Raw genomic sequence first — 25,787 nt, forward strand, 5'->3', positions numbered from 1 at the left:
CGGGCCCAAAAGCCGCACTCTCACGAATAGGACGGGCTAGCGAGCGAAATCGAGGGCAATCTGACCTCACTGATCAAAAGAATGTCTATTGAAGACATCGAGGTAACTTCTCTTCCTCTTTCCGCAAAGCATCTAGACGCATCTAAGGCGGGCAAGAAGCTCATCTACATCTTAACTCAAGAGCGACTTCATCTGTTAGCGAACGGCTTCAATGACGGAATGAGGATAGATATTCTGGTAGCAGACGAAGCACACAAGGTTGGCGACCACTTACGCGGGGTTGTCTTGCAGGATGCGATCGAGCGGGCCAGCCGAAGCAACCCCAAGATCAAGATTGTATTCATAAGCCCAGCGACCCAAAACCCGGAAGCTCTTCTCGATGACGCGCCAGCTACCACACGGAAAGAAGCTGTAGACAGTGACATCCCCACTGTCCTTCAGAACGTAGTCATGGCTACGCAGCCCTCAAGAAAGGCTACGGAATGGCTGTTTAAATTGCGGCAATCTAAGGAAACTTACCTTCCAATTGGTTCGGTCACACTACAAGCGCGCCCCACATCCCTCAAAAAGAAGCTGGCGCTTATCGCGACTTCCATTGGCTCAAAGGGAGGCACTCTTGTCTATGCGAACGGCCCAGCGGAAGCTGAAGAGATTGCTCTTCTGCTCAGCCAACTAATTGACGGCCCACAGAACGAGAAAGATGCTGAACTGGTGGCTTTGGCTGATTTGGCCCGCCGCGGTGTACATCCCCGTGGGTCGGTCAAAATCCCCCGGGTATGGTCACTTGAAACTCCCCCACCTGATGATCGCCGTCAGCGCCGCTGAACAGCAGTAGCCGGTCAGGCAGGACGTTTATGTTCGACCCCTTTAGCCAGCAAGGGGCCGGGGAGTTGAACGTCTTGAAGCGACATCTGCAAAGCACCGTACTTACATTACTTGATAGCGGTACGACGACCCCACCTCGTTTAGGTGGACGGGATGAGCGAGACTCGCGCGTGGATTTGACAACGCGAGGGACGCTCGTTCCATGCATCAAGACAGACATCAAGACGGGCATGATGCCGCCTCCTATCAGCGGATCGAGGTGATCACAGGGGAGAGGCGACGGCGCAGTTGGAGCGATGCGGAGAAGGCGCGGATCGTGGCCGAGAGTGCCGATCCGGAGACGAGCATTTCCGAGGTGGCTCGACGCAACGGGGTGAACCGGGGACTGCTCAGTGTGTGGCGGCGCCAGGCGCGGCTCGCGTCGAGCGAAGCGCCGCAGTTCGTGCAAGTCAGGCTCCAGGCCGCCGTCGAGGCGCAGCCGAACGCGATCGATAAGGCGCATGTTCTGACGGATCCGGCCGAGCGGATCGAGGTGATGATCGCGGGCGCGACGGTGCGCGTGCCCGTCGGCGTCGACGCCGCGACGCTGGAGCGCGTGCTGGCGGCGGTGAGATCGACGCGATGATCTCTTTCGGTCCAATGGTCCGTGTGTTCGTCGCGACGCAGCCGATTGACTTTCGTAAAGGCGTTCATGGCCTTGTCGCGCTGGTAGCGGAGGGATTAGGCGGCAAGCCCTACAGCGGTGACGTTTATGTCTTCCGATCGAAGCGATCGGATCGTTTGAAGCTACTGGTTTTTGACGGCTCGGGAATGGTTCTAGCGACGAAGTGGCTGGAGAATGGGGGCTTTGCCTGGCCACCTGTTCGCGAGGGTACGATGCCGGTGACGGGGGCGCAACTGGCGATGCTGATTGAAGGTCTTGCGGAGTGGTCGCGTGTGGTCCCGAAGGTGACGAAGCGGCCGACGAAGGTTGCCTGAAGCGTCTTGTTTTGCTGGCGATTGCGAGTGCGTTCGTGTAGCTCTGCGATATGGCGCTTCGCCCCGAAGATCTCCCCTCTGACCCTGCGGCTCTTGCCGAGATGGTGCTGGCTTTCGAAGGCGAGAACGATGATCTGCGCGCAGAGATCGCCACGTTGAAGAGCCTGATCTTCGGCGCACGATCGGAGCGCGCGGCGATCGTCTGCGCCGAACAGATCGCGTTTGATCTGGAACGGACCGCCGGCTCACAGCTCCCGGCCAATGACGACAAACCGGACGCGCCGCGGCCGGAGCGGCGCAAAGCGAAGCGCAACATCGGCGCGCTGCCGGCGCATCTGCCTCGGGTCGAGCGGGTGATCGAGCCGGCGTCCACGCTGTGCCCGTGCTGCACGGGTCAGATGCATCGGATCGGCGAGGAGAGCAGCGAAGCGCTCGATCGGGTTCCCGCGTGGCTGCGCGTGCTCCGCACGATCCGTCCAAAATACGCCTGCCGCTCCTGTGAGGGCCCGATTGTCCAGGCCCCGGCACCGGCGCGGCTCGTCGAGGGCGGCATGGCAACGACGGCGCTGATCGCGCATATCGCCGCGGCCAAATATGCCTGGCAATCGACGCTCTATCGCCAGACGCAGATCCTGGCGGGTCAGGGTGTCGTCGTCGACCGTCAGACGCTGGCGCGCTGGATGGGGAGCGCGGCGTGGCTGGTCAGGGGCCTCTACGATCTGCAACTGAAGACTATGCACGGCTTCGAGCGGCTGTTCTGCGACGAGACGCCGATGCCAGTGCTCGATCCGGGACGCGGCCGCACGAGGATCTGCCAGTTCTGGGCGCACGCGACGGACGATCGGGCGTGGAAAGGGGCCGGCGCCGCCGGCGGTCGCCTACGTGTTCGCAGGTGGTCGCGGCAAAAAGGAGATCGTGGCGCAGTTAGCCGGCTTCGAAGGCGTGCTGCAAGTCGACGGCTATGCCGCCTACGCCTCGCTGGCGGGCGATGCGATGATGTCGGGCCAGATCCAGCTGGCGTATTGTCTCGTTCACGCGCGCCGCAACTTCGTGAGGGTGCACAAGACGACGAACTCACCCTTCGCCGCGGAGGTCATCGAGCGCATTGCGGCCGTCTACGCGATCGAGGAGAGGATCCGCGGTCTCGATGCTGGGGAACGCCGCGCGACGCGACAGGCCGAGACGAAGCCGCTGATGGAGGCGTTGAGGGCCCGTCTGATCGCGGTGAAGGACGGGATCTCCCGCCGCTCGACGCTCATCAAGGCGATCGACTACATGCTCGAACGCTGGCAGGGCCTGACGACGTTCCTGGATGACGGGCGGCTCGAGCCGGACACCAACACGGTCGAACGATCGATCAGGCCAATTGCGATCGGAAAAAAGAACTCGTTGTTCAGTGGTGACGAAGGCGGGGGCGAGACCTGGGCGATACTCGCTTCGCTTCTTAACACAGCGAAATTGAATGGCCTCGACCCCGAGGCGTATCTCGTCGACGTTCTCGATCGCATGGTGAGCGGCGCCACGAAGACCAACCAGCTTCACGAACTTCTGGCCTGGAACTGGAAGGCCGCACGCGAAGCCGAAAAGCGGGCCGTGGCATGACGAAGCCGAAGCAAGGGCGGGGAACGCGAAAAGCACGCAAGACGACGATGGCGGACTATGCCATGTCGTTCGAACGGCTCGGGCAATGGATCAGCAAGCGCGCCAGGTCGCCGACGCTTCGGCATCCGCGGGCGACGTCGCTCTCCATGCTCGATGGCGCGGTGGCCGCGGTCGTCGCCGGGCCGGTCTCGATGGCGTCCGAGGAATGGGTGTGCCCGCTCCTCGGCGTAGATCCCGACGCCTTCAATCACGACACCGAGGAGTTCTCGGCAATCGCCGCCACGCTGATGCGCCACAACGCTATCAGCGAGACGCTGTCGACGAGACCGGAGAGCTTCGAGCCGCTGTTCGTGCGATCACCGGACGGCGAAGTCGACCCGCAGCCCTGGTGCATGGGCTTCTACGCCGTCATGAAGCTTCGGCTTCTCGTCTGGTCGCGGCTTCTCCCCCCGAATGGAACCGAACACCTTATGCTGCGGCCGATCTTGGTCCATTGCATCGACGACGCCGGTCGACCCTTGCTACCCCCGGCCCGGCGCACGCTGGGAACGCAGCCCATCATCCAAAACGCCTGGCGCAACATTCCAGCAACCGTCGAGGCCCTCCGGCAGTTCTGGATGCCTATACGCTTCAAGCGCGGTGCGTAGGCCGTCCGCACCAAGTCCGTGGCTCCGTGGGCCTCTCGTACCGTTTACGTTGGAATTCATTAGATCTCGCTGGGACCGTGGCGCAGGCGAACTCAATGAGTTCGCACAACTTGAGCAGGTTTGCGCTTATCTTTTGGCCTTGCACCTCCGCGAGGGATCCATCTTAGAAGCTCCTTTCACCAAACGTCACGATCCGATTTTCATTTCGGCGGTAAACGCACAGCTCGCGCATCTTGTTTCACACCTTTCCATTCCCGCTTCACTAGCGAGCCGACATTCGGGCGTCAGCTCAGTAGGGATGCAGAAACTTCTGAACTATTTCAGGTCCTATGAGGGGGATATTGAAGACCTTCTGCCGGCACCGCCAGAAAGCGGCGATGCTTACAAACGGCTGATGCGAATCATGGAAACGATAAACGAGCACCTATACCCCGCCTTCTTGCCGAAAACGCTGATCCCCCTGCACACACTCGTCGTTCTCGAATGGCTGAAGGGATATTCTCTCGCTGCTATCATTCGAGCAAGAATAGCATACAATCGCAGGCACGGCCGCACCGTCCCTCTGCCAAAACTGATCCGAAACACAATGGAGTTGATCGAACAGACCGCTCGATTTCGAGCGCCTAAGTTTGTCTCCGCCTATATGGAGGTACTAAAGCTGCATTTACGAGAAATTGGACGAAGCGACCTAATTTCGAACGAGATGGACGTAGGCCTCGCGTTAGAATTCGGTGTTTCTACCCAAACACTGGTGTCGTTAATAGAATTGGGATTGTCGCGAATGGCCGCAGTTGAACTTCACGAGAAAATTGCCCTAGACGATCTCGATCGAGATCAAGCAAGAAAATGGATCGAGGACCACAATGAGCGGTTTGAAGGAATGGATTTGCCGGCGGTTATCGTGAACGAGATTCGGCGCAAGGTACTCAGCATTCATAGCGAGGACACGCAGACTACTGGAACCAATAGCCAATAGCGCTGCTCAGGCGATTGCAATCAACAGCATGACTATGTCCAATATCCCGCTATACTCGCCTCGGTAGCATCACCCGGAGGCGCATTCCATGGAGCCGGCGCACGATACCGACCGCAAGCCTGAGCCGAAACACCTCGTCATCTGCTGCGACGGCACCGGCAACGAGATCTCCGAGAACATCTCCAACGTACTGAAGCTGTATCGCTGCCTGCGCAAGACCGAGAAAACGTCGCCGCGGCAGATGGTGTATTCGATCCCGGGGTCGGCACGGTGACGGAGCCTTCGACGTGGCACCGCTTCAAGGCCAACGTCAACATGGTGCTGGGGCTCGCCACCGGCTACGGGCTCGATGACAACGTGCTCAGCGCCTATTGCTTCCTGGTTCAGCATTATGCGCCCGGCGACAGGATCTACCTGTTCGGCTTCTCGCGCGGGGCCTATACCGTGCGGGTGCTGGCGGGGCTCATTCACAAGATCGGCCTGATCTCGCCGGAGCAGGCGAACCTCGCAGGCTCGGGCCTCGTCGCCTACAAGCAATATTCCGGCACGGGGCGCGGCAACGCGATCGAAGACGTCGAGGGCATCGCGACCGACGAGAGCGGGCCGCTGCCGAAGGACACATTCGACCTCGCCGCGCAGTTCGCGCGCATCACCTCGACGCGCTGGCCGACCATCCACTTCATCGGCGTGTGGGACACGGTGGCAAGCGTGATCGTGCCGCGGCGCGACAATTTCTTCTTCCTGTTCAGCCTGGAGGAGCTCGCCTTCACGCTGCGCAACCCCAGCGTCAGGATCTTCCGGCAGGCGATCGCGATCGACGAGCGGCGCTGCATGTTCCGCCTGAAGCAATACCGCGAGCCGCAGGACTATTGGAGCAACCGCTACGTCCCCGACGAGAAGAAGGTGCCGCAGGACATTCTGCAGGTGTGGTTCGCCGGCGTGCATTGCGACGTCGGCGGCGGCTATCCGGAGGTCGAGAGCGGCGAGTCGAAATACCCGCTGATCTGGATGATCGAGGAGGCCGCGAAGGCCGGGCTGAACTTCAACCCGCGCACGGTGAACCAGCTCGCCTGGGGCGTCCAGCGCAAGAACTCGCCGTTCCACTATGTCGCGCCGGCCTACACCGGCAAGACGGGCCAATTGCACGATTCGATGACGCCGGCCTGGCGGGTGCTGGAGTATTTGCCGAAGAGCGCGGCGTACAAGGAATGGCCGGAGCGGAAGGCCTATTTCGGCTTCTACATCCCCGACTGCGAGCCGCGCGTCATTCCCGAAGGCGCGCATGTGCATGAGAGCGTGCTGAAGCGGATGGCGGTGGAGCCGGACTACCGGCCGGTGAACATGCCGAAGGATTACGTGACGGTGCCGATGCCGGTGGGGCCGGGGCATGCGGAGGCCGCGGCGGAGATGGAGGGCGCGGCTTCGCCGCCGCCTGGAGAGCCGAAGACGAGCTAGTACCCGGAATCAGAGCTGAGTGATACGGCGGCCTTTGAAACGGCGTTGACGGACCTTTTTCTTGGTCCAGACGAAGGGCTCGGCTCTGTCGTTGTGTGCGTTGACGTAGGCATCGATGTGTTCCTGAAGCTGCTTGAGGCTCGTGAAGGAGGTGCCGCTGAGCGACTGCCCCTGCAAGATGGAAAACCATACTTCGACCTGATTGAGCCATGACGCACTTGTCGGCGTGAAATGAAATTGCACGTTGGGGTGGGCCTTGAGCCAGTCCTCGTTCTTTTTATGGGTGTTGAGGTTGTCGAGGATGACGTGAAGCTTGCGGTTCGGAAAAGCCGCGGTGACGCTGTTCATGAAATCGAGAAACTCGACGCGGCGCCGGCGTTTTGAATGGGTCGCGATGATCTTTCCGGTGGCGACTTCGAGCGCCGCAAACAATGTTGTGGTGCCATGCCGCTTGTAATCGTGGCTTTGGCCGGTCAAGGCGCGGCCATTGGGCAACTTCAGATAACCCTGCGCTCGCTCCAAAGCCTGGATCGAGGGCTTCTCGTCCACGCACAGCACAATGGCCTTCGCCGGCGGCGCGACATAGAGGCCGACAACATCGGCGGCTTTGGCCGTAAAGTTCGGGTCGTTGCTCTCGCACCAGGACTTGCGAGCCACCAGGTCAATCTTGTGGCTGCGCAGGAACCGCCAGACATATTGGACATCGACATCGCCCAGCGCCTCGGCCAGCAGGGGGCCGGTCCAGCGCGCAAACCCTTGCGGTGGCGGCTTATCCAGCAGCTTCAGAATCCGCTTGTCGGTCGTCTTCGTATAGATCGGCTGCTTGCCAGGCCGCGGCTTGTCTTGCAGCCCTTCAAGGCCATGGTCGGCATAGCGATGCCGCCAAAGGCTGACAATCCGCGGCTGGACCCCAACTTCCTTGGCGATCGACCGGGTGCTGCGCCCATCCGCCGCCAACAGAACTATCCGCGCCCGCTTCAAATCGCGCTGCAACGTCACCGGTGAGCGACAGCACGCCTCAAGCACCTTGCGATCTTTCCTCGAAAGGTGGACTTCTCTTGCTTCGGGTATCATCCCGACCTTGAATCACGACTCACGTTCCAAGAAAAGTGGGTACTAGGGCGCGGAGCCGTCAACGTCAGCTTACCGAGGCACTGCGGAAGTTTTGCACCTTGGATGTGACGGCGACTTGCGGCCCGTTGCAGACCTCGACTAGCAGCGAAAGTTTCGCGGCGAGCGGCCGGTCGAGGTATCGCTGCGCTTAACGGTTTCTTTATCGATGTCGCGCTTTTCGCGAGCCTTCAAAGGTTGTTTGTCGGTTTCCCTACAACTAGCATTGTGGAAGGCCGCCGTTTAAGAGATCATCGTAGTGTGGGGAAACCGACGAGTTCGAATGCGGAAATTGCTGCAAACCGGTAAAGCAATAGCCGCACTCGCGGTTGGTCTGCCTTTCTTCGCCTTCGGGATGTGGCTGGGGCTAGCCCAAATATGTCGCGTATTCACGACAGGGGAACTGTACTCGCGCGGTTACGGCCCTGGTTGGATGGGCTGGTCAAGACTCGTCAGCTTTGAGAGCGACCCAATCACCTTCGTATCAGCTCTCGCGACAGCCGTGCTCCTCACTGCTACTGGGCTGTTCATTTTCGGACGGCTGTTCTCTAATGTACGACGCTGGTGGAACGCGCAGAACTCTTAAAAGTCCGCACTCGGTCGGTGGTGACCTACATAGCGATGCCCGCTGAGCGCCGCTTATGACCCTGGCTGTGTGAAAACGTGAAATCTCCCGAAGGGCACAGAATCTGCTTCTCGGATACGGCAGCGCCGCAGTTCAGTATGCTCCTCATGCTCCCAGAGCGGGCTTTCGAAGGAATACTTTTCTCTGCAATTTGCTCTGCGTTGCGTTTTTACACGGCCAAGACCCTAGGCAGACGTCGTAGTCTTAGCCATCGATGTGGCCGAGCCCCAAGCACCGCCCGCTTACTATTTGGCGAGCAACCAGATGGCTGGTGCGGAAATCAAGCCGAGGACCGCTAGCACCAGCATGAGCCGGCCAAACTTACCCCAAACGCCAAGTTGAGAGAACTCGCGGTTCGGCATTTTGTCCAGCCAACGGCGGAAGCGGGCCAAGTGCGGCCCCAGTCCGCTTAGTTCTAGCCATTCCAGCATTTCGGGCCCTCGCTACCGAGATACTGATAGAGGCGAGTTAATTCGAGCTTGAAGCCATACCTAGAATTTAGACCGGTGTCTCCTTGTGGCCCGATTATGTTGCAAAAGTCGGCTGCAGTGGATTTGGCCCTTGGGCCTTTCGTTGAGCCGCGCTCTGAAGCGCTGGCCCTGACGCATTTTACGCAACTTCGACGCTACGCGATGCGCAGAGCCTGAGCCGGTGGCGGACGTGCGACCAGCGATGCAAACCGCCTCAGATTCTGGGCGATGGCGGCTAGAACAAACTCATCCTGGGCACCTTGCGGGCCGCGCAATCGGAGCCGACCAAGCTTCAGGATGCGCTTCAAGTGTGCGAACCTCATCTCGACCTTCTTGCGCTGACGCCGAGAGAGCTCGAAGCCCTTGGTGCCAGCCAACGACCGGGCAACGTCTCGGGCATGCTCATGGATATCGCGTGGGATCTTGCGTGATGGCTCCTTTGGGCAGCACTGCGGTTTGAGCGGGCATGCATTGCAGTCGAGCTTGCTTGCGCGATACAGAAGGGTCTTGCCCTCGTGCACGGTACCGCTCGTCCCAAGCCGCTTTCCGCCCGGACAGTGGTAGACATCGCTGGTCGGGTCATATCGAAAGTCGCTGCGCGAGAAGGTGCCATCATCCCGCTTCGACTTGTCGAACACGGGGATATGGGGCGCGATGCCCTTCTCCTCGACCAGCCAGTTCAGCATTGGAGCGGCCCCGTAAGCGGTATCCCCGATAAGCCGCTCCGGCTTGAGACCAAAGCGTTCCTCCGTTCGCTCAATCATGGTCCTCGCTGCTCCGACCTCGGCCTGGCGAATGGAGCGGGAGGCCTCGACATCAACGATGACGCCGAACTTCACGTCGATGAGATAGTTGTCGGAGTACGCGAAGAATGCCGGTCCCTTGTGAGCGCCGGTCCACTGCGCTGCCGGATCGGATGGCGAGACAAACTTCGGGACGACATCGCTGGCGGCGCCCCACGCCGGATCGTCGAGGGTCTCCAGATACTCCTTCACCGCGCGGCTGGACCTTTGCGGGTCGCGGTCCTTGCGCCAATCCTGACCTGCGATCGAGCGTCGCTTGTTGGCATCAGCCTGGATCAGGCTCGCATCGACTGCCCCGCGGGTCACTTCAAATTCCTCCGGGTGTGGTCAGTCAAATTCCTCCACCCGCGAGGCAGGACAAGGGACTGTTAGTTTGAGTTTGTTTCCCGGGCAAGAGCTTCAGCGGCTTCTTTGAGCCGATAGCTGCGTCCGTCGAACTCAAGCAGATGGCAATGATGCATAAGGCGATCGAGGATCGTCGTGCTCATAGTGTTGTCCCCAAGGTATGCCCCCAATCCTGCACGACGCGATTGGAGGTGACGATGACGCTGCGGCGCAGTTTGTAACGCTGATGGATCAGGGTCTGCAGCAAAGTGCCGGCGTCGTCGGGGATGGCGCGTGCGAGGAATAGATCGTCCAGCACGAGGAGATCGCAGTCGATGATGGTTCGCAGCCGGACCTCGCGTTGTGCCGGAGAGTTCAGGGCGTAGCGGTGGAAGAAGTCGTCGGTCTCAAGATACTGGACCTTGTGGCTTTGCAGGATCGCCTGATAGGCAATCGCCTTGGCGATGTGCGACTTCCCGGTGCCAGGTTTGCCAACAAGCAGAGCGTTCTCGCCAGCGGCAATGAACGCCAGGGTGTGGAGCTGGAAGCAGGTCTGACGTGGCAGTTTGGGATTGAAGGACCAGTCGAACTCGGCGAGCGTCAGCTTTTCGTCGAGCCCGGATTGCTGGTATCGCCGCTCGATAAGACGGGACTGACGACGGTCCAGTTCATCCTGCAGGATAAGGGAGAAGGTCTCGAGGAAGGGCTGGTTGGCGCCCTGCGCCTGGAGCACGCGCGTCTGCAGCGTGTCGCGGACACCCGACAGGCGCAGCTGTCGTAGGCAACGCTCAATTTCCGGCATGGTCATCATGTGGCTAGGTCTCCAGTTTAAGGTGAGAAGGTGCAGCGGGAGCGCTCGTGGCGCCGGAGTTGGCCGGGGTTGCGCAGGCGACACGAGCGCGGATTGCCGTGGCGTGATCGTCGTGAGCCTCGGCCTGCCGACCATTGTCGTCGGCGTCGCGCCGCACAGCGCGGCTGAAGAGGTCGCCGTATTCCGCGGGGGTACGGATCAGCGGATGATCCTGGGTGAGCGGCGATGCCGGCTGTGGCGTCACTCCAACCTGCTCGATCGCCTGTTCGAACAACCGCTCGACGGTCGCACGCACGTGCTTGTAGCGGTAGATGCGGTTGTCGATGGCGTGCGCGCAGGCCTGCTCGACCAGCCGCGCCGGATACTTCCGGCCCAGCCCGACAATGCCCCACATCGCGCGCTGTCCGGGGCGCCCTTCGGTGTCGAACACCTGCTGGCACAAGGCCCTGGTCTGCGGTCCGATGCGCTCGGCGCTCGCCAGCAGCACGGCGGTTTGCCGCGACGGGTTGAACGGCCGTTCGCTGGTCGGCAGGACGACAGAACCGGGGTGCGCCATCCGGGAATGAACACGCAGCAGCGCACGGGTGTGGCGATCACGGATCTCGATCGTGGTGGTGTAGATGCGCACGACGACCTGGCTGCCGATCGGCGCGGGCCGCGCGGCGTAATAGCTGTTGTCGACGCGTACGGTGGTGTCGTCGCAGACAGTCCGGACGACTTCGGTGAAGATGCGGAAGGGAGCGACAGGCAGCGGCCGCAGGTGCGGCTTCTCTTCCTGGAACATCGCCTCGACCTGACGGCGCGTGCTGCCGTGGATGCGTTTGAAAGCCCAGTTCTCCTCCCAGTGCCTCAAGAACTCGTTTTGCGCCTCCAGCGTCTCGAAGCGCCGTCCGGCCAGCGCAGTGCCCTGGGTATGTTGAATCGCATTCTCGACGCATCCTTTCCGATTTGGATCGGCCACGCGCGCGGGATCGGCGACCACGGCGTAATGAGCCAGCATCGCGCTGTAAATCGGGTTGAGCTGGGGCTCGTACAAATCCGGCTTGAGGACGCCTTCCTTCAGGTTGTCGAGCACGACATAGCTGGGGACCCCGCCAAAATACCGGAACGCCTCTTCGTGGAGCTGCGCCCAGACTTGTTGGCTGGACTTCCAGACTACCCGCCGGAAGCTGCGCCGCGAGTAGCGTAGCGTCATCACGAACAGGCGGGGACGACGGTACCGCCCGCTCTTCGGATCAACCGTCGGCGCGCCCTCGCCATAGTCGACCTGAGCTTCCTCGCCGGGGAGGAACTCAAGACGATCAAACTGCTCAGGATCAGCGTGCCGCAACCGGCGCACAAACCGCTTGACACTCTGGTAGCTGGACGGAAAGCCAAATTGATCAACCAGGTCCTGGTAAATCGCCTGCGCGTTCCGCTTCAGCCGGACCTGTTCTTCGATCCACGTCCGATGCGCTTCGCAAGCCGAACGGGCCAGGCTGCTGGTGACCGTCGCTTCCGATGTCCCAAAAGCCGGTGGTCGGGGTGGAGGAATTTGGCCGTCCGCGCTCACCGAGCCGGTGGTCACTTCCCCGGGGGAATTTGCCTCCGCACCGGCCCGCAGCGCCTGATAACGCCGGATCGTCTTGCGATCGACACCCGTCAGCCGGTGAATCTCGCGCTGGCTGGTGTTGCGATCAAGTAATGTAAGTACGGTGCTTTGCAGATGTCGCTTCAAGACGTTCAACTCCCCGGCCCCTTGCTGGCTAAAGGGGTCGAACATAAACGTCCTGCCTGACCGGCTACTGCTGTTCAGCGGCGCTGACGGCGATCATCAGGTGGGGGAGTTTCAAGTGACCATACCCGGGGGATTTTGACCGACCCACGGGGACTGCAAAGCCATCGCCGCCAACCAGACCGGCCGCAATGCACCCCTCCACGACCCGTTCGAACATGTGGCGAAATACATCTCCCTCGCGGAAGCGCTCGTTGCGGGCGCGCGAGAACGCCGAATGATCCGGGATAGCGTCCTCGATCCCGAGCTTGCAGAACCAGCGATAGGCAAGGTTCACCTGCACTTCACGGCAGATCAGCCGCTCCGAACGGATCGCAAAGACATATCCCACGACCAGCATCCGGATCATCAGTTCCGGATCGATCGACGGGCGACCCGTGGACGAATAATGAGGTGCTAGTTCACTGCGAAGCCAGGACAGATCGAGAGCAGCATCGATCTTCCGCACGAGATGATCTTCAGGAACCGCGTCGCCAAGATGAAACTCGTAGAACAATTGACCTTGGTCACTCTTCGCACGGCCCATCATGGATCGACCTCGCCGAGATTCGCGTCAACACAACGGAATCACGGTTCGCGGCTCGTCTCAACCGACTTTTGCAACAAAATCGGCCCCATTGCGGCCCTGAGGTGAGGTGCGCGACGCTGTCAGCGGCAAAGCAGACCTCGTGAAAATGCCGCGCAAGTGATGAGACCGCGCGCCCCAGCTCGCTCGTGGCGCAATGCGACATGGAATGGGTGACGTCTCTCGCGTTGAGCACTGCCTGCCGAGACATCCCCCCACCCCACTCGCGCTGCGCGCAGTCCCCCCACGAGCGAGCTTCGCTCGTCTCGGACCCCTCCAGACAGAGTGACCCGCTACCGCCGCTTGCTGCCTTCGCCGGCACTTTTCGTTAAAATTCTCCTGCCGGCCTTAGCTGCTTCGCATCAACTCGCCGGCATCATCGTCGCCCGAACCCGCCGCTAGATGCGGAATTGGAGGAGAGTGCCAATGCATCCGCGCCGCCATGTCCGCGTCAAGCCAGCAGGGCTGGTGTCGCGCCAGGCCAAGATCATCACCGACCCGCGCGCGCCGGTGATCCCCTGCACGCTGATCGACTATTCGCCCGGCGGGGCCTGCGTCGATCTCGGCGGCCAGGTGAAGATCCCCGATCGCTTCGAGCTCCTGCACGTCAACACCAAGAAGCGCTGCCGCATCGCCTGGAAGCGCGGCACGCGCGTGGGCGTGGTGTTCTGAGGCTACAGCGTCATGGCCGGGCTTGTCCCGGCCATCCACGCATCTCCACGCAGCACAAGAACGTGGATGCCCGGGACAAGCCCGGGCATGACGACCTCTGCAAAATGTGCAAATGCGATAGCCCTGCCCTCCAGGGGAGGGTGAGAGAGAGCTACTTCCGCATCCTTGCCTTGGCGCCGGCGACGATCTGCATGACGACGCCGGCGAGCCAGCCGGCGAAGACGAGCCAGGTCCAGAGCATGTGCGGATCGATCCGCAGCACGATGACGACGACGGAGACGAAGGCGGTGAGCGTGGCGAACAGCGTGCCGGCGGCGCTCATGAATTCGGCGGCGTCGATCTGGCTGTGCGCGTCGTCGAACGGCAGCTGCGGCGTGTCGATGCCGAGATAGAAGCCGACGGCGCCGAGCAGCATCATCAGCAGCAGGAAGCCCTGCGTGGTCAGCATCGGAATCGCCGCACCGACATAGGCGCCGACGAACAATCCGCACGCCGCGCCGGCCATAGCAAGGCCCACGCGCTCGAAGATGTGAGCCGCTTTGCGGACAGGATAACGCATGGGCAGCCCTCCGTTGCCTCGCCTGCGCCGAAGGTTAGGCCAGTTTGGGAGGGCGTGGAAGCTCAGGGGAGTTACGGATGGATTTGGGGGGTGGCCTTGATTCCACCTCTGTCATGGCCGGGCTCGTCCCGGCCATCCACGTTCATCTCGCGGCATGAAGAACGTGGATGCCCGGGACGAGCCCGGGCATGACGACCTCTTCAATGTCGCCTGCCGCAGCGGAGTCGCGACGAGCTTTGCTCGCGCTGGAGAGGAAGACGTCACCTCGCGCCGAACGTGGTCTTGCCGAACAGCGCCTTCTGCGTCGAGGGCTGCGAGCGCCAATATTGCGGGGGCGCTTCGACCTCGCCGCCGAGCGCGGCGGCGGCGTGCCAGGGCCAGCGCGGGTCGTAGAGCATGCCGCGGGCGAGCGCGACCATGTCGGCCTTGCCGGACGCCACGATCTCCTCGGCCTGCTTCGCTTCCGTGATCAGGCCGACGGCGATGGTGGGCAGGCCGGTCTCGCGCTTGATGGCGTCCGCGAACTGCACCTGATAGCCGGGGCCAAGCGCGATCTTCTGCAGCGGCGAGACGCCGCCGGAGGAGGCATCGATCCAGTCGACGCCGCGCGCCTTCAGCGCTCGCGCAAATTCTATCGTCTGCGCCAGGTCCCAGCCGCCCTCGACCCAGTCGGTCGACGACACCCGCATGCCGACCGGCTTGTCCGAGGGGAATGCGGCACGGACCGCGTCGAACACTTCGAGCGGATAGCGCATGCGGTTCTCGAGGCTGCCGCCATATTCGTCGCTGCGCCGGTTGGAGATCGGCGACAGGAACTGATGCAGGAGATAGCCGTGCGCGCCGTGCACCTCGATGGCGTCGATGCCGAGCCGCGCGGCGCGCTTCGTTGAATCGACGAAGGCCTCGCGGATGCGCTTCAGGCCTGCCGCATCCAGCGCCTGCGGGGCGGCCTCGCCCTCCTTGTGCGGCACCGCGCTCGGGCCGACCGTCTGCCAGCCGCCCTGCTCCACCGGAATCAGCTGGCCGCCGTCCCAGGGCCGCGCGCTACTGGCCTTGCGGCCGGCATGGGCGAGCTGCATCGCGATCGCGGTGGAGGAATGCTTGCGCACCGAATGGAGGATCGGCTTCAGCGCGGCCTCGCAGGCATCGCTGTAGAGCCCGAGGCAGCCCGGCGTGATGCGGCCGATCGCCTCCACATGCGTCGCCTCGATGCAGAACATCGCCGCGCCCGACAGGCTGAGATTGTTGATGTGGGTGAAGTGCCAGTCCGAGGCGACGCCGTCGTCGGCCGAATACTGGCACATCGGCGAGACCACGATGCGGTTCTTCAAGGTCAGGCCGCGCAGCTTGATCGGGGAAAACAGGACGCTCATGCGGGGAAGTTCCGGAGGATGGAGGGCGATGCGGAGGAGTGTAGTGGGAGACGCGCGGATTGCTAGGCGCACGGGGGAATGGCGGGTAGCCCCGGCGTGCATTTCCGCAATCATTGGTCGCGAGGTCGCGCACCGCCCCTGCCGTCATCCCGGGGCGCGCGCAGCGCGAGCCCGGGATCCATAGCCACAGGATGGAATCGTGGAGCGAGCTCCCATTCCGAGTCCTCGCAAAACTCCGCCCTGTGGGTATGGGTCCCGGGCTCGCGCTGCGCGCGCCCCGGGACGACAAGCTGCGTCCTATTCCGCCAGCGTGAATTGCAGCAGCAAGGTGCGCTGGAGCATCGAAAAGTTGTCGTCGGAGATGAGGGTCAGCACGGTCTCGCCTTCGCTCGTGACGTGGGCGTCGATGGCTTCCATGTTGTCGATCTCGTGGCCGAGATCGGCGGCGAACAGCGCGGGGCCATCGACCAGCGCACCCGGCGCGATCGACTTCAGGGGGATCGAGCGGATGCGGATGTTGACGCCGGTGAACCAGGAGAATTTGCGTTCGAGGATGAGCAGCTCGCCCGAGGGCAGCAGCACGGCATCGCTGATGTCGTAGGTCTCAGTGCGCCGCACGCTGAACTGGCCGGGCGTGGGGCCGCCGATCAGGAAGGCGACGAGGTTGCCGTCGGCGTCCAGCCCGCGCTCGGAGAACGCGATCAGGGTGCCCCCGAGCGCCATGTTCTGGTCTTTGCCTTTGGGCACGACGACCATCGCCTCGAGCCCCTTGTTGTAGGGCAACTTGCGCAAGGCGGGCGGCACGGCAATGATCTCGCCGCGGGCGCGCGTGCCGCCCTTGGCAAAATCGTAGCGCAGGATCTGGTTGACGCGCTCGAGCCCGACATAGACGAGGTTGCCGTCGCGCGCGAGCGACTCGGTATCGTACCAGAGCTTCTTCTCGGTGATCGGCCGACCGTCGGCGCCCAGCGCCGGCGCGGCCTCGACGTCGGCAAGGCCCGTCATCTCGCGGCCGGCATAGCGGATGCTGCCGGTGAACCAGCCGCCCTGGTCGGAGATGGCAAGGAAGCGCTCGCCCTTGCCGTCGAGAAAGCGGAGGCCGGACAGGCCGCCGAAGCCGCGATAGGGCGAGGTCAGCACCAGGCCGCTGCGATAGTCCAGCGAGCCGAAGCGCGTGCGCGAGCGGTCACGCGGCTCGAAACTGGGAATGGGGCGCGCGTTGACCTCGACGCTGGCGGGTTCTGCGACGGCGTGCTCGACCTGGAGCGGGCGCGGTGGCGGCTCGGCCGCGCCTTGCGCCTGCGCGAGAGGCGAGACTGCGAGAGTGGATAATCCCGCCGCGGCGTGCCGAAGAAAGCTGCGGCGGGATGAATGCGTGCTCACGAATGAAATTTGCGTCGCGGGCGACCGGGTGCTTGCGTGGGCGCCGTGTTGGTCTCGCTGAACAGCTCGGCGAGCTTCTCGGTGATGGCGCCGCCGAGCTCCTCGGCGTCCACGATCGTCACCGCGCGGCGATAGTAGCGCGTGACGTCATGGCCGATGCCGATCGCGATCAGCTCGACCGGCGAGCGGGTCTCGATCTCCTCGATGATGTGGCGCAGATGCCGCTCGAGATAATTGCCGGGATTGACCGACAGCGTGGAATCGTCGACCGGCGCGCCGTCCGAGATCATCATCAGGATTTTGCGCTGCTCGGGCCGGCCGAGCAGGCGCTTGTGCGCCCAGTCCAGCGCCTCGCCGTCGATGTTCTCCTTCAGGAGCCCCTCGCGCATCATCAGGCCGAGATTCTTTCGCGCACGGCGCCAGGGGGCGTCGGCGGACTTGTAGATGATGTGGCGGAGATCGTTGAGGCGGCCGGGATTGGCCGGCTTGCCGGCGGCAAGCCAGGCCTCGCGGGATTGCCCGCCCTTCCAGGCACGCGTGGTGAAGCCGAGGATCTCGACCTTGACGCCGCAACGCTCCAGCGTGCGCGCGAGAATGTCGGCGCAGGTCGCCGCGACCGTGATCGGGCGTCCGCGCATCGAGCCGGAATTGTCGAGCAGCAGCGTCACCACGGTGTCGCGGAACGTCGCCTCCTTCTCGTGCATGAAGGACAGCGGGTGATAGGGATCGGTGACGACGCGCGACAGCCGCGCGGGGTCGAGGATGCCCTCTTCGAGGTCGAACTCCCAGGCGCGGTTCTGCTGCGCCATCAGCTTGCGCTGCAGCCGGTTGGCGAGGCGGGCGACGATGCCTTGCAGATGCGCGAGCTGCTTGTCGAGATAGGCGCGCAGCCGCTCCAGCTCGTCGTGGTCGCAGAGGTCCTCGGCCGCGATCACCTCGTCGAACTTGGGCGCGAAGGCGTGATATTCCGGCCCGCGCGGCTCGTTCTTGCCGTGCGCGTTCGGACGCGTCGCCTCGCCGGGCGTCTCGTCGTCGCCGAGCTCGCCGTCGTCGAACGTATCCGAGGTCGAGGCCTGCGCGCTTTCCATCGCGCTCTCGCTCATCTCCTCCGAGCTGGCCTGCGCCTGGTCGGCGCTCATCTCCTGCGCGGCGTCGGAATCGGGCGAGCCTTCGGCGCCGGACTGGTCGTTGTCGCCGTCCCGGTTCTCGTCGTTCTCGTCATTGTCTTCGCTGTCGGCGTTGCGCTCGTCGCCGAGCTCGAGCGCCGACAACAGATCGTGCACGGCGTCGCCGAACCTGGTCTGGTCCTCGACCACGCCGTCGAGCCGGTCGAGCCGCTTGCCGATCTTGTCTTCGAGGATCGGCCGCCAGAGGTCGACCATCTTCTTCGCCGCCGCCGGCGGCGCGAGGCCGGTCAGGCGCTCGCGCACCAGCATCGCTAGCGCGTCCGCGAGCGGCGCATCGGCGCGGTCGGTGATCTCGTCGAACTTGCCGCGATGAAAATGATCGTCGAGCATCGCGGTGAGATTCTTGGCAACGCCGGCCATGCGGCGCGCGCCGATCGCCTCGACGCGAGCCTGCTCCACCGCCTCGAACACGCCGCGCGCCTGCGGATTGCCGGGCATCAGCTTGCGATGAACCTTGGGATCGTGACAGGCGAGCTTGAGCGCGATCGAATCGGCATGGCCGCGCACGACCGCGGCATCGCGCTTGGTCATTTTCCGCGCCGGCTCGGGCAGCCGCGCCTTGCCCGGCGCAAGGCCGGGCCGCTCGGCCGCGAAGGAGACATCGAGCTCGGGCGTCTTGGCGATCGCCTTGAGACAGGAGGCGACCGAGCGCTTGAACGGCTCGGTCGGCGCTTCCTTGTTGGTGCGGAATTTGGAGTTGGAGGTGGTGCTCATCTCGATCTCACCGTCGTCCCGGGCTCAGCTTGATCCGTCGTCCCCGCGAACGCGGGGACCCATCACCAAAGGGAGCAATTAGTGAGCGCACTGATGGCCCAATCTTCGCAAAACGACGGCCTGTGGTTATGGGTCCCGGATCTGCGCTTCGCTCTCGACAACGCTTCGCGTTGCCAAGAGCTGCGCTTGTCCGGGACGACATCCTACACCTCAGCTCAGCGCCACGTTCACCGCCGATTCCGGCAGCTCCGCGTTGAAGCAGCGCTGGTAGAACTCGGCGACCAGGGGGCGCTCGAGCTCGTCGCACTTGTTGAGGAAGGTGACGCGGAAGGAGAAGCCGATGTCGCCGAAGATGTCGGCGTTCTCGGCCCAGGTGATCACCGTGCGCGGGCTCATCACCGTCGACAGATCGCCGTTGGCGAAGGCGTTGCGGGTCAGGTCGGCGAGGCGCACCATCTTGTTGACGATGTCGCGGCCTTCCTGGGTGCGATAGTGCTTGGCCTTGGCCAGCACGATCTCCACTTCCTCGTCATGGCTGAGATAGTTCAGCGTGGTGACGATCGACCAGCGGTCCATCTGGCCCTGGTTGATCTGCTGGGTGCCGTGATAGAGGCCCGAGGTGTCGCCGAGGCCGACGGTGTTGGCGGTGGCGAACAGGCGGAACGCCGGGTGCGGCTTGATCACCTTGTTCTGGTCCAGCAGCGTCAGGCGTCCGGAGACTTCCAGCACGCGCTGGATCACGAACATCACGTCCGGGCGGCCGGCGTCGTATTCGTCGAACACCAGCGCGACGTTGTGCTGCAGCGCCCAGGGCAGGATGCCGTCGCGGAATTCGGTGACCTGCTTGCCGTCGCGGACCACGATCGAGTCCTTGCCGACGAGGTCGATGCGGCTGATGTGGCTGTCGAGGTTGACGCGCACGCAGGGCCAGTTCAGGCGGGCGGCGACCTGCTCGATATGGGTGGATTTGCCGGTGCCGTGATAGCCGGTCACCATCACGCGGCGGTTGCGCGCAAAGCCCGCGAGAATGGCGAGCGTGGTGGCACGGTCGAAGCGGTAATCGGCGTCGACTTCGGGCACGTGAGGATCGACTGCGGAATAGGCCGGCACTTCGAGATCGCTGTCGATCCCGAACACCTGGCGAACCGACACTTTCATGTCGGGCAGACCGGAAACTTCCTCAACTTTGGACAGGGCGGCGGTCGTCATCAATCCTCCGAGGTCCCGGGCGGTCCCGAAACCGGTTATTCGCACGTTGGCTGCGGCTGGGTGCTGAAAAGCAACCTATCAGAGACGCGGGGCCGGCAGAAGCCCGCCCTCCAATCAAAGTTCCGTCGTCTTTTCATTTAGATAGGCAAGGAACGCAGTTTTTGGAGGGCTGCCTTGCGAATCACGCTCGAATTTCGGGCGGGGGAAGTCTCTGCCTTCCCAAATGGCAAGTTTGCCGCTCGTGCTTACTTAGGTAGGGTCTGAACTCCGATACTCCAGCCCGCCACAGAGACGACGTGACGTCCTTCCTCGATCCGCTCATCTCCTTCGTCTCGGCCCATCCATGGCTGGGCTATCTGACCCTGTTCCTGGCGGCGCTGCTCGAAGCCGTTCCGGTGGTGGGATCGGTGATCCCCGGCTCGACCATCATCCTGGCGCTGAGCGCCCTGGTCCCGGGCGGCGAACTCAAGCTGCAATGGGTGCTGCTGGCGGCCGCGCTCGGCGCCGTGCTCGGCGACGGTTCGGCCTACTGGATCGGGCACCGGCGCCAGCGCGAGATCCTCAACACCTGGCCGCTGACCAACTATCCGCGCGTAGTCGCCGAGAGCGAGAGCTTCTTCAACCGCTTCGGCACCTGGGCCGTGTTCTTCGCCCGCTTCGTGCCGCCGGTCCGGGCCTTCGTCCCCGTGACCGCCGGCGCACTCGGCATGGCGCCGGCGAAATTCTACGCGGTGAACATCCCGGCAATCCTGGCCTGGGCGCCCGCGCATGTGCTGCCGGGCGTGCTGGCGGTCTCGGCCCTGCACGAATATGCCGGGCTGCATCATCATGAGCATGTCGGCAAGCACATCTGGATCTTGACCGTGGTCGCCGTGGCGATCGTGGGGGGCGCGGCGGTGTGGCTCATCCGCCGCCGGTGCCGTAGCGAAGTCGCCGCCTCGAAGCCCCAGGCCTAGTTCGGCAGGGCGACCGTCTCTCACGGCGCGTTGAGCAACACCCACAAGCGCGAGATCTTACCGCCTTCGATTTCCGCGACGTCGGCGCCGGTCACGGCGACTGGACCATGCTCGGGCCCGGCGTGCCAGGCCAAACGTGCCAAGCCATGATGCCCCACGGCGACGCCATCGGGTACGAACCTGAATGCTGGCCCAAACTGCTGCAGAAGGTCTCCGGCGACGCGCGATATCTCCGACCGACCCCGGACGATCTTCGCCGGCTCGTACATGACGGGCTCCTCGACGAACAACTCGGCGATGGCGGCGCGCCGTTTGTCCTCGTCCCGCTCGTTGAACACGCGCTCCAGATTTGAGCGAAGCAGGTGGTCGAAATCGGTACTCTCGGTTGTCATCTGGGTAGCCTTTCGTCATCTCATATTGTTGGTGAACATTCTCGAAGTGTCAGCCGAACTTGACCAGGTTCAGCGCCGGAAGCGGACCGCCAGGAAACTGGGTCAGCCTGCCTCCGATCGCGAGCGAACCCAGATCGATGCCGAAGAATCCGAGCCGCTCGATCAGCGCGCCGACTGCCGCTTTCGCGCCGGCCTCGTCCCCGGAGTAGAACAGGACGCGCCGGCCGCCTTCGCTCGCAGGGTCGGCAGTCAGGAGTGCCGGCAGCAGGTGATTGAATGCCTTCACCACGCGAGCGCCGGGCGCCAGATCGGCGAAAACTTCGGATGAGGCGCGGCCACCGAGTTCGGCCGGCTTGAACAGCGGCGCCTCGATCGGGTTGTTGGCATCGATGACGATGCGGCCGGCGAATGGCGGCAGGCCGGCAAGCGCGTCCGGCAGCTTCGACCAGTTGACCGCGACGAACACGATGTCCCTGGAAGCTGCCTCCTCGCGGGTGCCGGCGGTCACGAGCGGACCGAGTTCGGCAACGGTCGTCGCCAGGCTGTCCGGGCCGCGGCTGTTGGACAGGGTCACGGCGATGCCCTTACGCGCCAGGGCTTGGGCGATTGCGCGGCCAATATTGCCTGCACCGATGATGCCGATAGTGGACATGGAAAGTCTCCGGGATGTTTTGGATTAATCGGTGGCCCAGAGATGGCCCAAACATTGCCCCTTGATTAGGAGGCTATTGCTCGTATGATTTTCAACGATTGCTTGAGAATGGATGGATGGAAACGCTGGCGAACCTTGAGTCCTTCCTCCGCAGCGCCGAGTCCGGCAACTTTTCGGAGGCCAGTCGGCGTCTCTCGTTGACTGCGGCCGCCGTCAGCCGAAACGTCGCCATGCTCGAGCGCAATCTCGGCGTCCGGCTGTTTCATAGTTCGACTCGGAAATTGACGCTGACTGAGGCGGGCGAGACGTTTCGCGTGGCGATCTCCGACAATCTCGAGGGCCTTCAGGCAGCCATTGCCGGGATATCGACCGGCAGCGACGAGCCGGCAGGCCTTCTCAAGCTCAGCCTGCCGCCGACATTCGGCACGGCTCATATCCTGCCGCTACTTCCCGGCTTCCTCGCCCGATATCCGCGGGTCCGCCCTAAGTGGCACTTCGAAAACCGCCAGGTCGATCTGATCGGCGAAGGCTACGACGCGGCTATTGGTGGCGGGTTCGAGCTGTCGCCGGGACTCGTGAGCCGAACACTTGCGCCCGCCCATATCGTCGCCGTGGCGTCACCAGCCTACATGTCCGGGCGCGTGCCTCCGACCAGGCCTGATGAGCTGGCCAGGCTCAATGGCATCGTGATGCGCTCGCTGCAAACCGGCCGCATCCGGCACTGGTCGATGCGCGATGTTTCGGGACGGGAAGTTCAGGCGTCGCTGTCGGAGTCCATCGTGGTCAACGATCCCGCAGCAATGCGCGAGGCAGCGCTGCTGGGCCTGGGAGTGGCCATGCTCGCGACAGCCGACATCCTTCCAGCGCTCGAAGATGGCACCCTGCTGCGCCTGGTACCGCGCTGGTATTGCGACGCCGGTGCGATCTCGATCTATCATGCATCGCGCAAGCTCGTGCCCGCGAAGACGAGAGCCTTCGTGGACTGGGTAGCGGACGCATTCAGGAAGAACCGGCTCGCCGAACGCTTCGCCGGAAGTCTGAGCTGACAAGGTCGGCGGACTATGTGTCCCGAATTCCGGCAGCCCCGGCCCTTCGCCCCGGCGCCGGCCCGACATACCGCGCCCGCGGACGGATCAACTTGCCGAACTGCAATTGCTCGCTGGCGTGCGCGATCCAGCCGACGCTGCGCGCCATGGCGAACAGAGCGAGCTCGCTGCCCGCTGGCAGGCGCAGCGCGTGCACGAGGACTGCGAGCGCATAGTCGATGTTGACGAATTCGCCGGTTGCTTCCGCGATGCGCTCCGGCACCTCACGGGTGAATTTGCGCGGCGCGCCGGCGCGCGACAATGCGTTCAGCAGCGATTGCGCGCGGGGATCGCCGCGCTTGTAGACGCCATGGCCGAAGCCGGCAAAACGCTCGCCGAGCGCGACGCGCTCGCGCACCATCGGCTCGACGTCGCGGTCGACCAGCGCTTTCACGAGCTGCGAGGCCAGCACGCCGGCTCCGCCATGCTTCGGCCCTTTCAACGCGGCGAGGCCGGCGATGACGGAATCGTAGAGGTTGAGACCGGTCGAGGCAGCGCAACGCGCGGTGAAGGTCGAAGCGTTCAGTTCGTGATCGGCGAGCAGAACCAGCGCGCGGCGGATCAGGTCGGGCGCATGCTTGTTATCGGGCGCCCAGGCGTTGGCGATCTGCCGATGCAGCGGCTCGGCCGACGGCTCGGCGTTGAGCATGGTCGCGACCAGCAGACGGACGATGCGCGCGCCGACCATGGCGCGGCCATCGGGCGCACGGGTGAAGGCGCGGGGATCGGCACTGGCGGCCAGCGCCAGCACGGCGATGGCCCGGTCGATCGGCGCTGCCCGGCGCGCGGCCGCTGCGATCGTGCGCATCTCCTCGGATATCTCCGGCTGATTGTCCGGATCGAACGGATCGACGCCGGAGACATCCCAGAGCAGCGTCGCCGTGTGCTCCAGCGTGTCGCTTTCGGAAAGATCGACGCAATTGACGCCGCGATAGATCGCGCCCTCCTCGGTGATGGTCGAGATCTCCGTGTCCATCACCGGCAGGTCGGCATCGAAGCTGCGCAGCCCGCGCGGCTCCGGCGACGGTACGCGGCGCTCCTTCAGTGCCCGGACATCCTCCGCGCGGTAGCGGTTCTTGCGCGAATCCGGCGTCGGCTCGGAGCGGATCAGGCCGCGGCTGACATAGGCGTAGAGAGTGGCCGGGGAGACCGCGAGCTCGGCGGCGGCCTCCCTGGCAGAGAGGTACAGCCCATCGGAATTTTTCATATTGATTTACGTAATCAAGATTGATCAATCTGTCGAGAGGCCCGACCTTGTCTGCCGTGAAAGGAGACAGGCCATGAATATTCACCTGACCAAGAACCAGATCGGGCTGGACGGCGTCCCCGCGGCTGAAACCGTGCTGAGCCATGTCGATGGCGAGCGTGGCGAGTTGATCATCGCCGGCGAGCATGTCGGCACCCTGGCCGCCAAATCGAGCTTCGAGGGCGTCACCGCCCGCCTCTGGAACGGCGCGAGCAAGACCAGCCTGAGCGAAGCCAATGTGCGGGCGAGCCTGGGCGCTGCGCGCGAGCGCGCCTTCGCGCGGCTGCCCGACCTGCTGCCGGCGACGCGCGGCATGGGCATCGTCGACGGGGTTCGCGCAGCTGTCGCCGCGCTTCGCGCCGAGCACGGGCTCGAACATGAAGCGACCATCGTCGGCGCATTCCCGGTGATCGCAGGCGCACTGGTCCGCCGCGCCAAGGGACTGGAGCCGGTCGCGCCCGATCCCGGCGTGAGCCACGCTGCCGACACGCTGCGCATGCTGCACGGGCGCGCGCCTGCAACGCGCGAGGTGACCGCGCTCGATGCATATCTCGTCACCGTTTGCGACCACGGCATGAATGCCTCGACCTTCACGACGCGTGTGGTGGCCTCGACGCAAGCCGATCTGTTCGCCGCCGTGACCGCGGGCTATTGCGCGCTCACCGGTCCCCTGCATGGCGGCGCACCGGAGCCGGTGCTGGAAATGCTGGATGCGATCGGCTCGCGTGAACGGATCAAGCCGTGGGTCGACGCGGCGCTGGCGCGCGGCGAGCGGATGATGGGCTTCGGTCACCGCGTCTATCGCGTGCGCGACCCGCGCGCCGACGTCTTGAGGACCGCGATCGAGGCGCTGGCTTCCAACGGCGCCGACCTGCCCTTCGCCGGCGAAGTCGAAGCCTATATCCGCGCGGCGCTGCGCAAGAAGAATCCGGAGCGGCCGCTGGAGACGAATGTGGAGTTCTTCACTGCGATCCTGCTCGACGCGCTTGCGATTCCAAGGCAGGCCTTCACACCGATCTTCGCGGTGGCACGCGCCGCGGGATGGACTGCACACGCGCGCGAGCAGCAGCGGACGGGACGGTTGATCCGGCCGAGTTCGTCCTACGTGGGGGCGATGCCTGCAGATTAGACGCAAGCAGGATATCCGGGCTCGTCAGAGCTGATTTTTCTCGAGCCCTTTTCGAGCACGCGACGGAAGGACTCAGCGGCCAGCCGGAACAAAAACGCTGGCCGCGCATTCCTGCTCGCCCCTACGAAGGTCTTCAGGGGCAGTCACGAAAAGGAATGGTAATGAAGAAGCTCTCCTACGCCCTCGCTGCCGGAACGCTGTTCGCTCTGTCGTCACTCGCGGTGCCAGCCCATGCGCTGCCGGCGCATCCCATCCCAAATGCTTC

The 25,787-nt window shown here is 63.6% G+C and carries 18 protein-coding genes and 6 pseudogenes; 11 read left to right on the top strand and 13 right to left on the bottom strand.

Annotated features, from left to right (window positions below; all coding sequences use genetic code 11):
* Window positions 1-81: 81 nt before the first annotated feature.
* From ABIF91_RS13830 to ABIF91_RS13860, 7 genes and pseudogenes are all read left to right on the top strand, one after another.
* Window positions 82-825: a hypothetical protein gene (locus ABIF91_RS13830; RefSeq protein ID WP_424579199.1), complete on the top strand. Its 744-nt coding sequence runs from the start codon at window positions 82-84 to the stop codon at window positions 823-825.
* Between the two features lie 202 nt (window positions 826-1,027).
* On the top strand, window positions 1,028-1,450 hold the full coding sequence (gene tnpA, locus ABIF91_RS13835; RefSeq protein ID WP_424578819.1) for an IS66-like element accessory protein TnpA: 423 nt from the start codon (window positions 1,028-1,030) through the stop codon (window positions 1,448-1,450).
* Window positions 1,447-1,803, top strand: a complete 357-nt coding sequence (tnpB, locus tag ABIF91_RS13840; protein WP_018273742.1) for an IS66 family insertion sequence element accessory protein TnpB — start codon at window positions 1,447-1,449, stop codon at window positions 1,801-1,803. The genes tnpA and tnpB overlap by 4 nt, the downstream gene beginning before the upstream one ends.
* A gap of 50 nt (window positions 1,804-1,853) precedes the next feature.
* Window positions 1,854-3,405 (top strand): annotated as a pseudogene (gene tnpC / locus ABIF91_RS13845) (IS66 family transposase).
* Window positions 3,402-4,052 carry a UPF0149 family protein gene (locus ABIF91_RS13850; protein ID WP_063712394.1) on the top strand — a complete coding sequence of 217 codons (651 nt, stop codon included), beginning with the start codon at window positions 3,402-3,404 and terminating at the stop codon, window positions 4,050-4,052. Before tnpC ends, ABIF91_RS13850 begins: the two are co-directional and overlap by 4 nt.
* A gap of 49 nt (window positions 4,053-4,101) precedes the next feature.
* On the top strand, window positions 4,102-5,028 hold the full coding sequence (locus ABIF91_RS13855; RefSeq protein ID WP_155252170.1) for a hypothetical protein: 927 nt from the start codon (window positions 4,102-4,104) through the stop codon (window positions 5,026-5,028).
* Window positions 5,029-5,116: 88 nt separating this feature from the next.
* Window positions 5,117-6,483 (top strand): annotated as a pseudogene (locus ABIF91_RS13860) (DUF2235 domain-containing protein).
* Between the two features lie 9 nt (window positions 6,484-6,492).
* On the opposite strand, the gene ABIF91_RS13865 reads toward ABIF91_RS13860, so the two are convergent.
* The 5 genes and pseudogenes from ABIF91_RS13865 to ABIF91_RS13885 all read right to left on the bottom strand — a co-directional run.
* Entirely contained in the window at window positions 6,493-7,557 is a 1,065-nt protein-coding gene (locus tag ABIF91_RS13865; RefSeq protein ID WP_424579200.1) for an IS630-like element ISRj1 family transposase, read from the bottom strand.
* Window positions 7,558-8,843: 1,286 nt separating this feature from the next.
* Window positions 8,844-9,785: pseudogene (locus ABIF91_RS13870) on the bottom strand (transposase); the annotation flags it as partial.
* A gap of 74 nt (window positions 9,786-9,859) precedes the next feature.
* Window positions 9,860-10,626: pseudogene (gene istB, locus ABIF91_RS13875) on the bottom strand (IS21-like element IS1631 family helper ATPase IstB).
* Window positions 10,627-10,630: 4 nt separating this feature from the next.
* Window positions 10,631-12,388 (bottom strand): IS21-like element IS1631 family transposase, encoded by a 1,758-nt coding sequence (istA, locus tag ABIF91_RS13880; protein WP_424579201.1) that lies wholly within the window; start codon window positions 12,386-12,388, stop codon window positions 10,631-10,633.
* A gap of 106 nt (window positions 12,389-12,494) precedes the next feature.
* Window positions 12,495-12,929: pseudogene (locus ABIF91_RS13885) on the bottom strand (transposase); the annotation flags it as partial.
* A 462-nt stretch (window positions 12,930-13,391) separates the two neighbouring features.
* Here ABIF91_RS13885 and ABIF91_RS13890 point away from each other — a divergent pair.
* The gene (locus ABIF91_RS13890; RefSeq protein WP_028177491.1) at window positions 13,392-13,637 is read left to right on the top strand and encodes a PilZ domain-containing protein; all 246 of its coding nucleotides are present in this window, start codon (window positions 13,392-13,394) and stop codon (window positions 13,635-13,637) included.
* Between the two features lie 151 nt (window positions 13,638-13,788).
* On the opposite strand, the gene ABIF91_RS13895 is transcribed toward ABIF91_RS13890, so the two are convergent.
* The 5 genes from ABIF91_RS13895 to cobS all read right to left on the bottom strand — a co-directional run bounded on the left by ABIF91_RS13895 (window position 13,789) and on the right by cobS (window position 20,062).
* Entirely contained in the window at window positions 13,789-14,196 is a 408-nt protein-coding gene (locus tag ABIF91_RS13895) for a hypothetical protein (RefSeq protein ID WP_028177490.1), read from the bottom strand.
* Between the two features lie 260 nt (window positions 14,197-14,456).
* On the bottom strand, window positions 14,457-15,569 hold the full coding sequence (locus ABIF91_RS13900; protein ID WP_028177489.1) for an NADH:flavin oxidoreductase/NADH oxidase: 1,113 nt from the start codon (window positions 15,567-15,569) through the stop codon (window positions 14,457-14,459).
* A gap of 297 nt (window positions 15,570-15,866) precedes the next feature.
* On the bottom strand, window positions 15,867-16,952 hold the full coding sequence (locus ABIF91_RS13905; protein ID WP_424579202.1) for an esterase-like activity of phytase family protein: 1,086 nt from the start codon (window positions 16,950-16,952) through the stop codon (window positions 15,867-15,869).
* Window positions 16,949-18,853 carry a cobaltochelatase subunit CobT gene (gene cobT, locus ABIF91_RS13910; RefSeq protein WP_028177487.1) on the bottom strand — a complete coding sequence of 635 codons (1,905 nt, stop codon included), beginning with the start codon at window positions 18,851-18,853 and terminating at the stop codon, window positions 16,949-16,951. The genes ABIF91_RS13905 and cobT overlap by 4 nt, the downstream gene beginning before the upstream one ends.
* 210 nt (window positions 18,854-19,063) lie before the next feature.
* The gene (gene cobS / locus ABIF91_RS13915; protein WP_028177486.1) at window positions 19,064-20,062 is read right to left on the bottom strand and encodes a cobaltochelatase subunit CobS; all 999 of its coding nucleotides are present in this window, start codon (window positions 20,060-20,062) and stop codon (window positions 19,064-19,066) included.
* Window positions 20,063-20,358: 296 nt separating this feature from the next.
* Here cobS and ABIF91_RS13920 point away from each other — a divergent pair, with 296 nt between their 5' ends.
* Window positions 20,359-21,018, top strand: coding sequence for a DedA family protein (locus ABIF91_RS13920; RefSeq protein WP_028177485.1), 660 nt, complete (start codon window positions 20,359-20,361; stop codon window positions 21,016-21,018).
* A gap of 20 nt (window positions 21,019-21,038) precedes the next feature.
* Here ABIF91_RS13920 and ABIF91_RS13925 read toward each other — a convergent pair whose 3' ends face one another.
* Both ABIF91_RS13925 and ABIF91_RS13930 read right to left on the bottom strand, forming a co-directional pair.
* Complete coding sequence (locus ABIF91_RS13925; RefSeq protein WP_028177484.1) at window positions 21,039-21,410, bottom strand: nuclear transport factor 2 family protein; 372 nt, start codon at window positions 21,408-21,410, stop codon at window positions 21,039-21,041.
* A gap of 49 nt (window positions 21,411-21,459) precedes the next feature.
* A pseudogene (locus tag ABIF91_RS13930) lies at window positions 21,460-22,068 on the bottom strand (NADPH-dependent F420 reductase); the annotation flags it as partial.
* A gap of 110 nt (window positions 22,069-22,178) precedes the next feature.
* On the opposite strand from ABIF91_RS13930, the gene ABIF91_RS13935 reads away from it, so the two are divergent.
* Window positions 22,179-23,108 (top strand): LysR family transcriptional regulator, encoded by a 930-nt coding sequence (locus ABIF91_RS13935; protein ID WP_028177482.1) that lies wholly within the window; start codon window positions 22,179-22,181, stop codon window positions 23,106-23,108.
* A gap of 13 nt (window positions 23,109-23,121) precedes the next feature.
* Here ABIF91_RS13935 and ABIF91_RS13940 read toward each other — a convergent pair whose 3' ends face one another.
* Window positions 23,122-24,354, bottom strand: a complete 1,233-nt coding sequence (locus tag ABIF91_RS13940) for a citrate/2-methylcitrate synthase (protein ID WP_028177481.1) — start codon at window positions 24,352-24,354, stop codon at window positions 23,122-23,124.
* 73 nt (window positions 24,355-24,427) lie between these two features.
* On the opposite strand from ABIF91_RS13940, the gene ABIF91_RS13945 reads away from it, so the two are divergent.
* The gene (locus tag ABIF91_RS13945) at window positions 24,428-25,522 is read left to right on the top strand and encodes a citrate synthase/methylcitrate synthase (RefSeq protein WP_424579367.1); all 1,095 of its coding nucleotides are present in this window, start codon (window positions 24,428-24,430) and stop codon (window positions 25,520-25,522) included.
* Window positions 25,523-25,787 lie beyond the last annotated feature (265 nt).

Source organism: Bradyrhizobium sp. USDA 241 (assembly GCF_049739505.1).
Classification (GTDB): domain Bacteria; phylum Pseudomonadota; class Alphaproteobacteria; order Rhizobiales; family Xanthobacteraceae; genus Bradyrhizobium; species Bradyrhizobium liaoningense.

Excerpts from the sequence above, each read along its gene's own strand:
- ABIF91_RS13935 (WP_028177482.1), top strand. The coding sequence starts at position 22,179 with ATGGAAACGCTGGCGAACCTTGAGTCCTTCCTCCGCAGCGCCGAGTCC.
- cobT (WP_028177487.1), bottom strand. The coding sequence starts at position 18,853 with ATGAGCACCACCTCCAACTCCAAATTCCGCACCAACAAGGAAGCGCCG.
- ABIF91_RS13895 (WP_028177490.1), bottom strand. The coding sequence starts at position 14,196 with ATGCGTTATCCTGTCCGCAAAGCGGCTCACATCTTCGAGCGCGTGGGC.
- ABIF91_RS13940 (WP_028177481.1), bottom strand. The coding sequence starts at position 24,354 with ATGAAAAATTCCGATGGGCTGTACCTCTCTGCCAGGGAGGCCGCCGCC.
- ABIF91_RS13945 (WP_424579367.1), top strand. The coding sequence starts at position 24,428 with ATGAATATTCACCTGACCAAGAACCAGATCGGGCTGGACGGCGTCCCC.
- ABIF91_RS13925 (WP_028177484.1), bottom strand. The coding sequence starts at position 21,410 with ATGACAACCGAGAGTACCGATTTCGACCACCTGCTTCGCTCAAATCTG.
- ABIF91_RS13830 (WP_424579199.1), top strand. The coding sequence starts at position 82 with ATGTCTATTGAAGACATCGAGGTAACTTCTCTTCCTCTTTCCGCAAAG.
- istA (WP_424579201.1), bottom strand. The coding sequence starts at position 12,388 with ATGTTCGACCCCTTTAGCCAGCAAGGGGCCGGGGAGTTGAACGTCTTG.
- tnpB (WP_018273742.1), top strand. The coding sequence starts at position 1,447 with ATGATCTCTTTCGGTCCAATGGTCCGTGTGTTCGTCGCGACGCAGCCG.
- tnpA (WP_424578819.1), top strand. The coding sequence starts at position 1,028 with ATGCATCAAGACAGACATCAAGACGGGCATGATGCCGCCTCCTATCAG.
- cobS (WP_028177486.1), bottom strand. The coding sequence starts at position 20,062 with ATGACGACCGCCGCCCTGTCCAAAGTTGAGGAAGTTTCCGGTCTGCCC.
- ABIF91_RS13865 (WP_424579200.1), bottom strand. The coding sequence starts at position 7,557 with ATGATACCCGAAGCAAGAGAAGTCCACCTTTCGAGGAAAGATCGCAAG.
- ABIF91_RS13850 (WP_063712394.1), top strand. The coding sequence starts at position 3,402 with ATGACGAAGCCGAAGCAAGGGCGGGGAACGCGAAAAGCACGCAAGACG.
- ABIF91_RS13900 (WP_028177489.1), bottom strand. The coding sequence starts at position 15,569 with ATGAGCGTCCTGTTTTCCCCGATCAAGCTGCGCGGCCTGACCTTGAAG.
- ABIF91_RS13890 (WP_028177491.1), top strand. The coding sequence starts at position 13,392 with ATGCATCCGCGCCGCCATGTCCGCGTCAAGCCAGCAGGGCTGGTGTCG.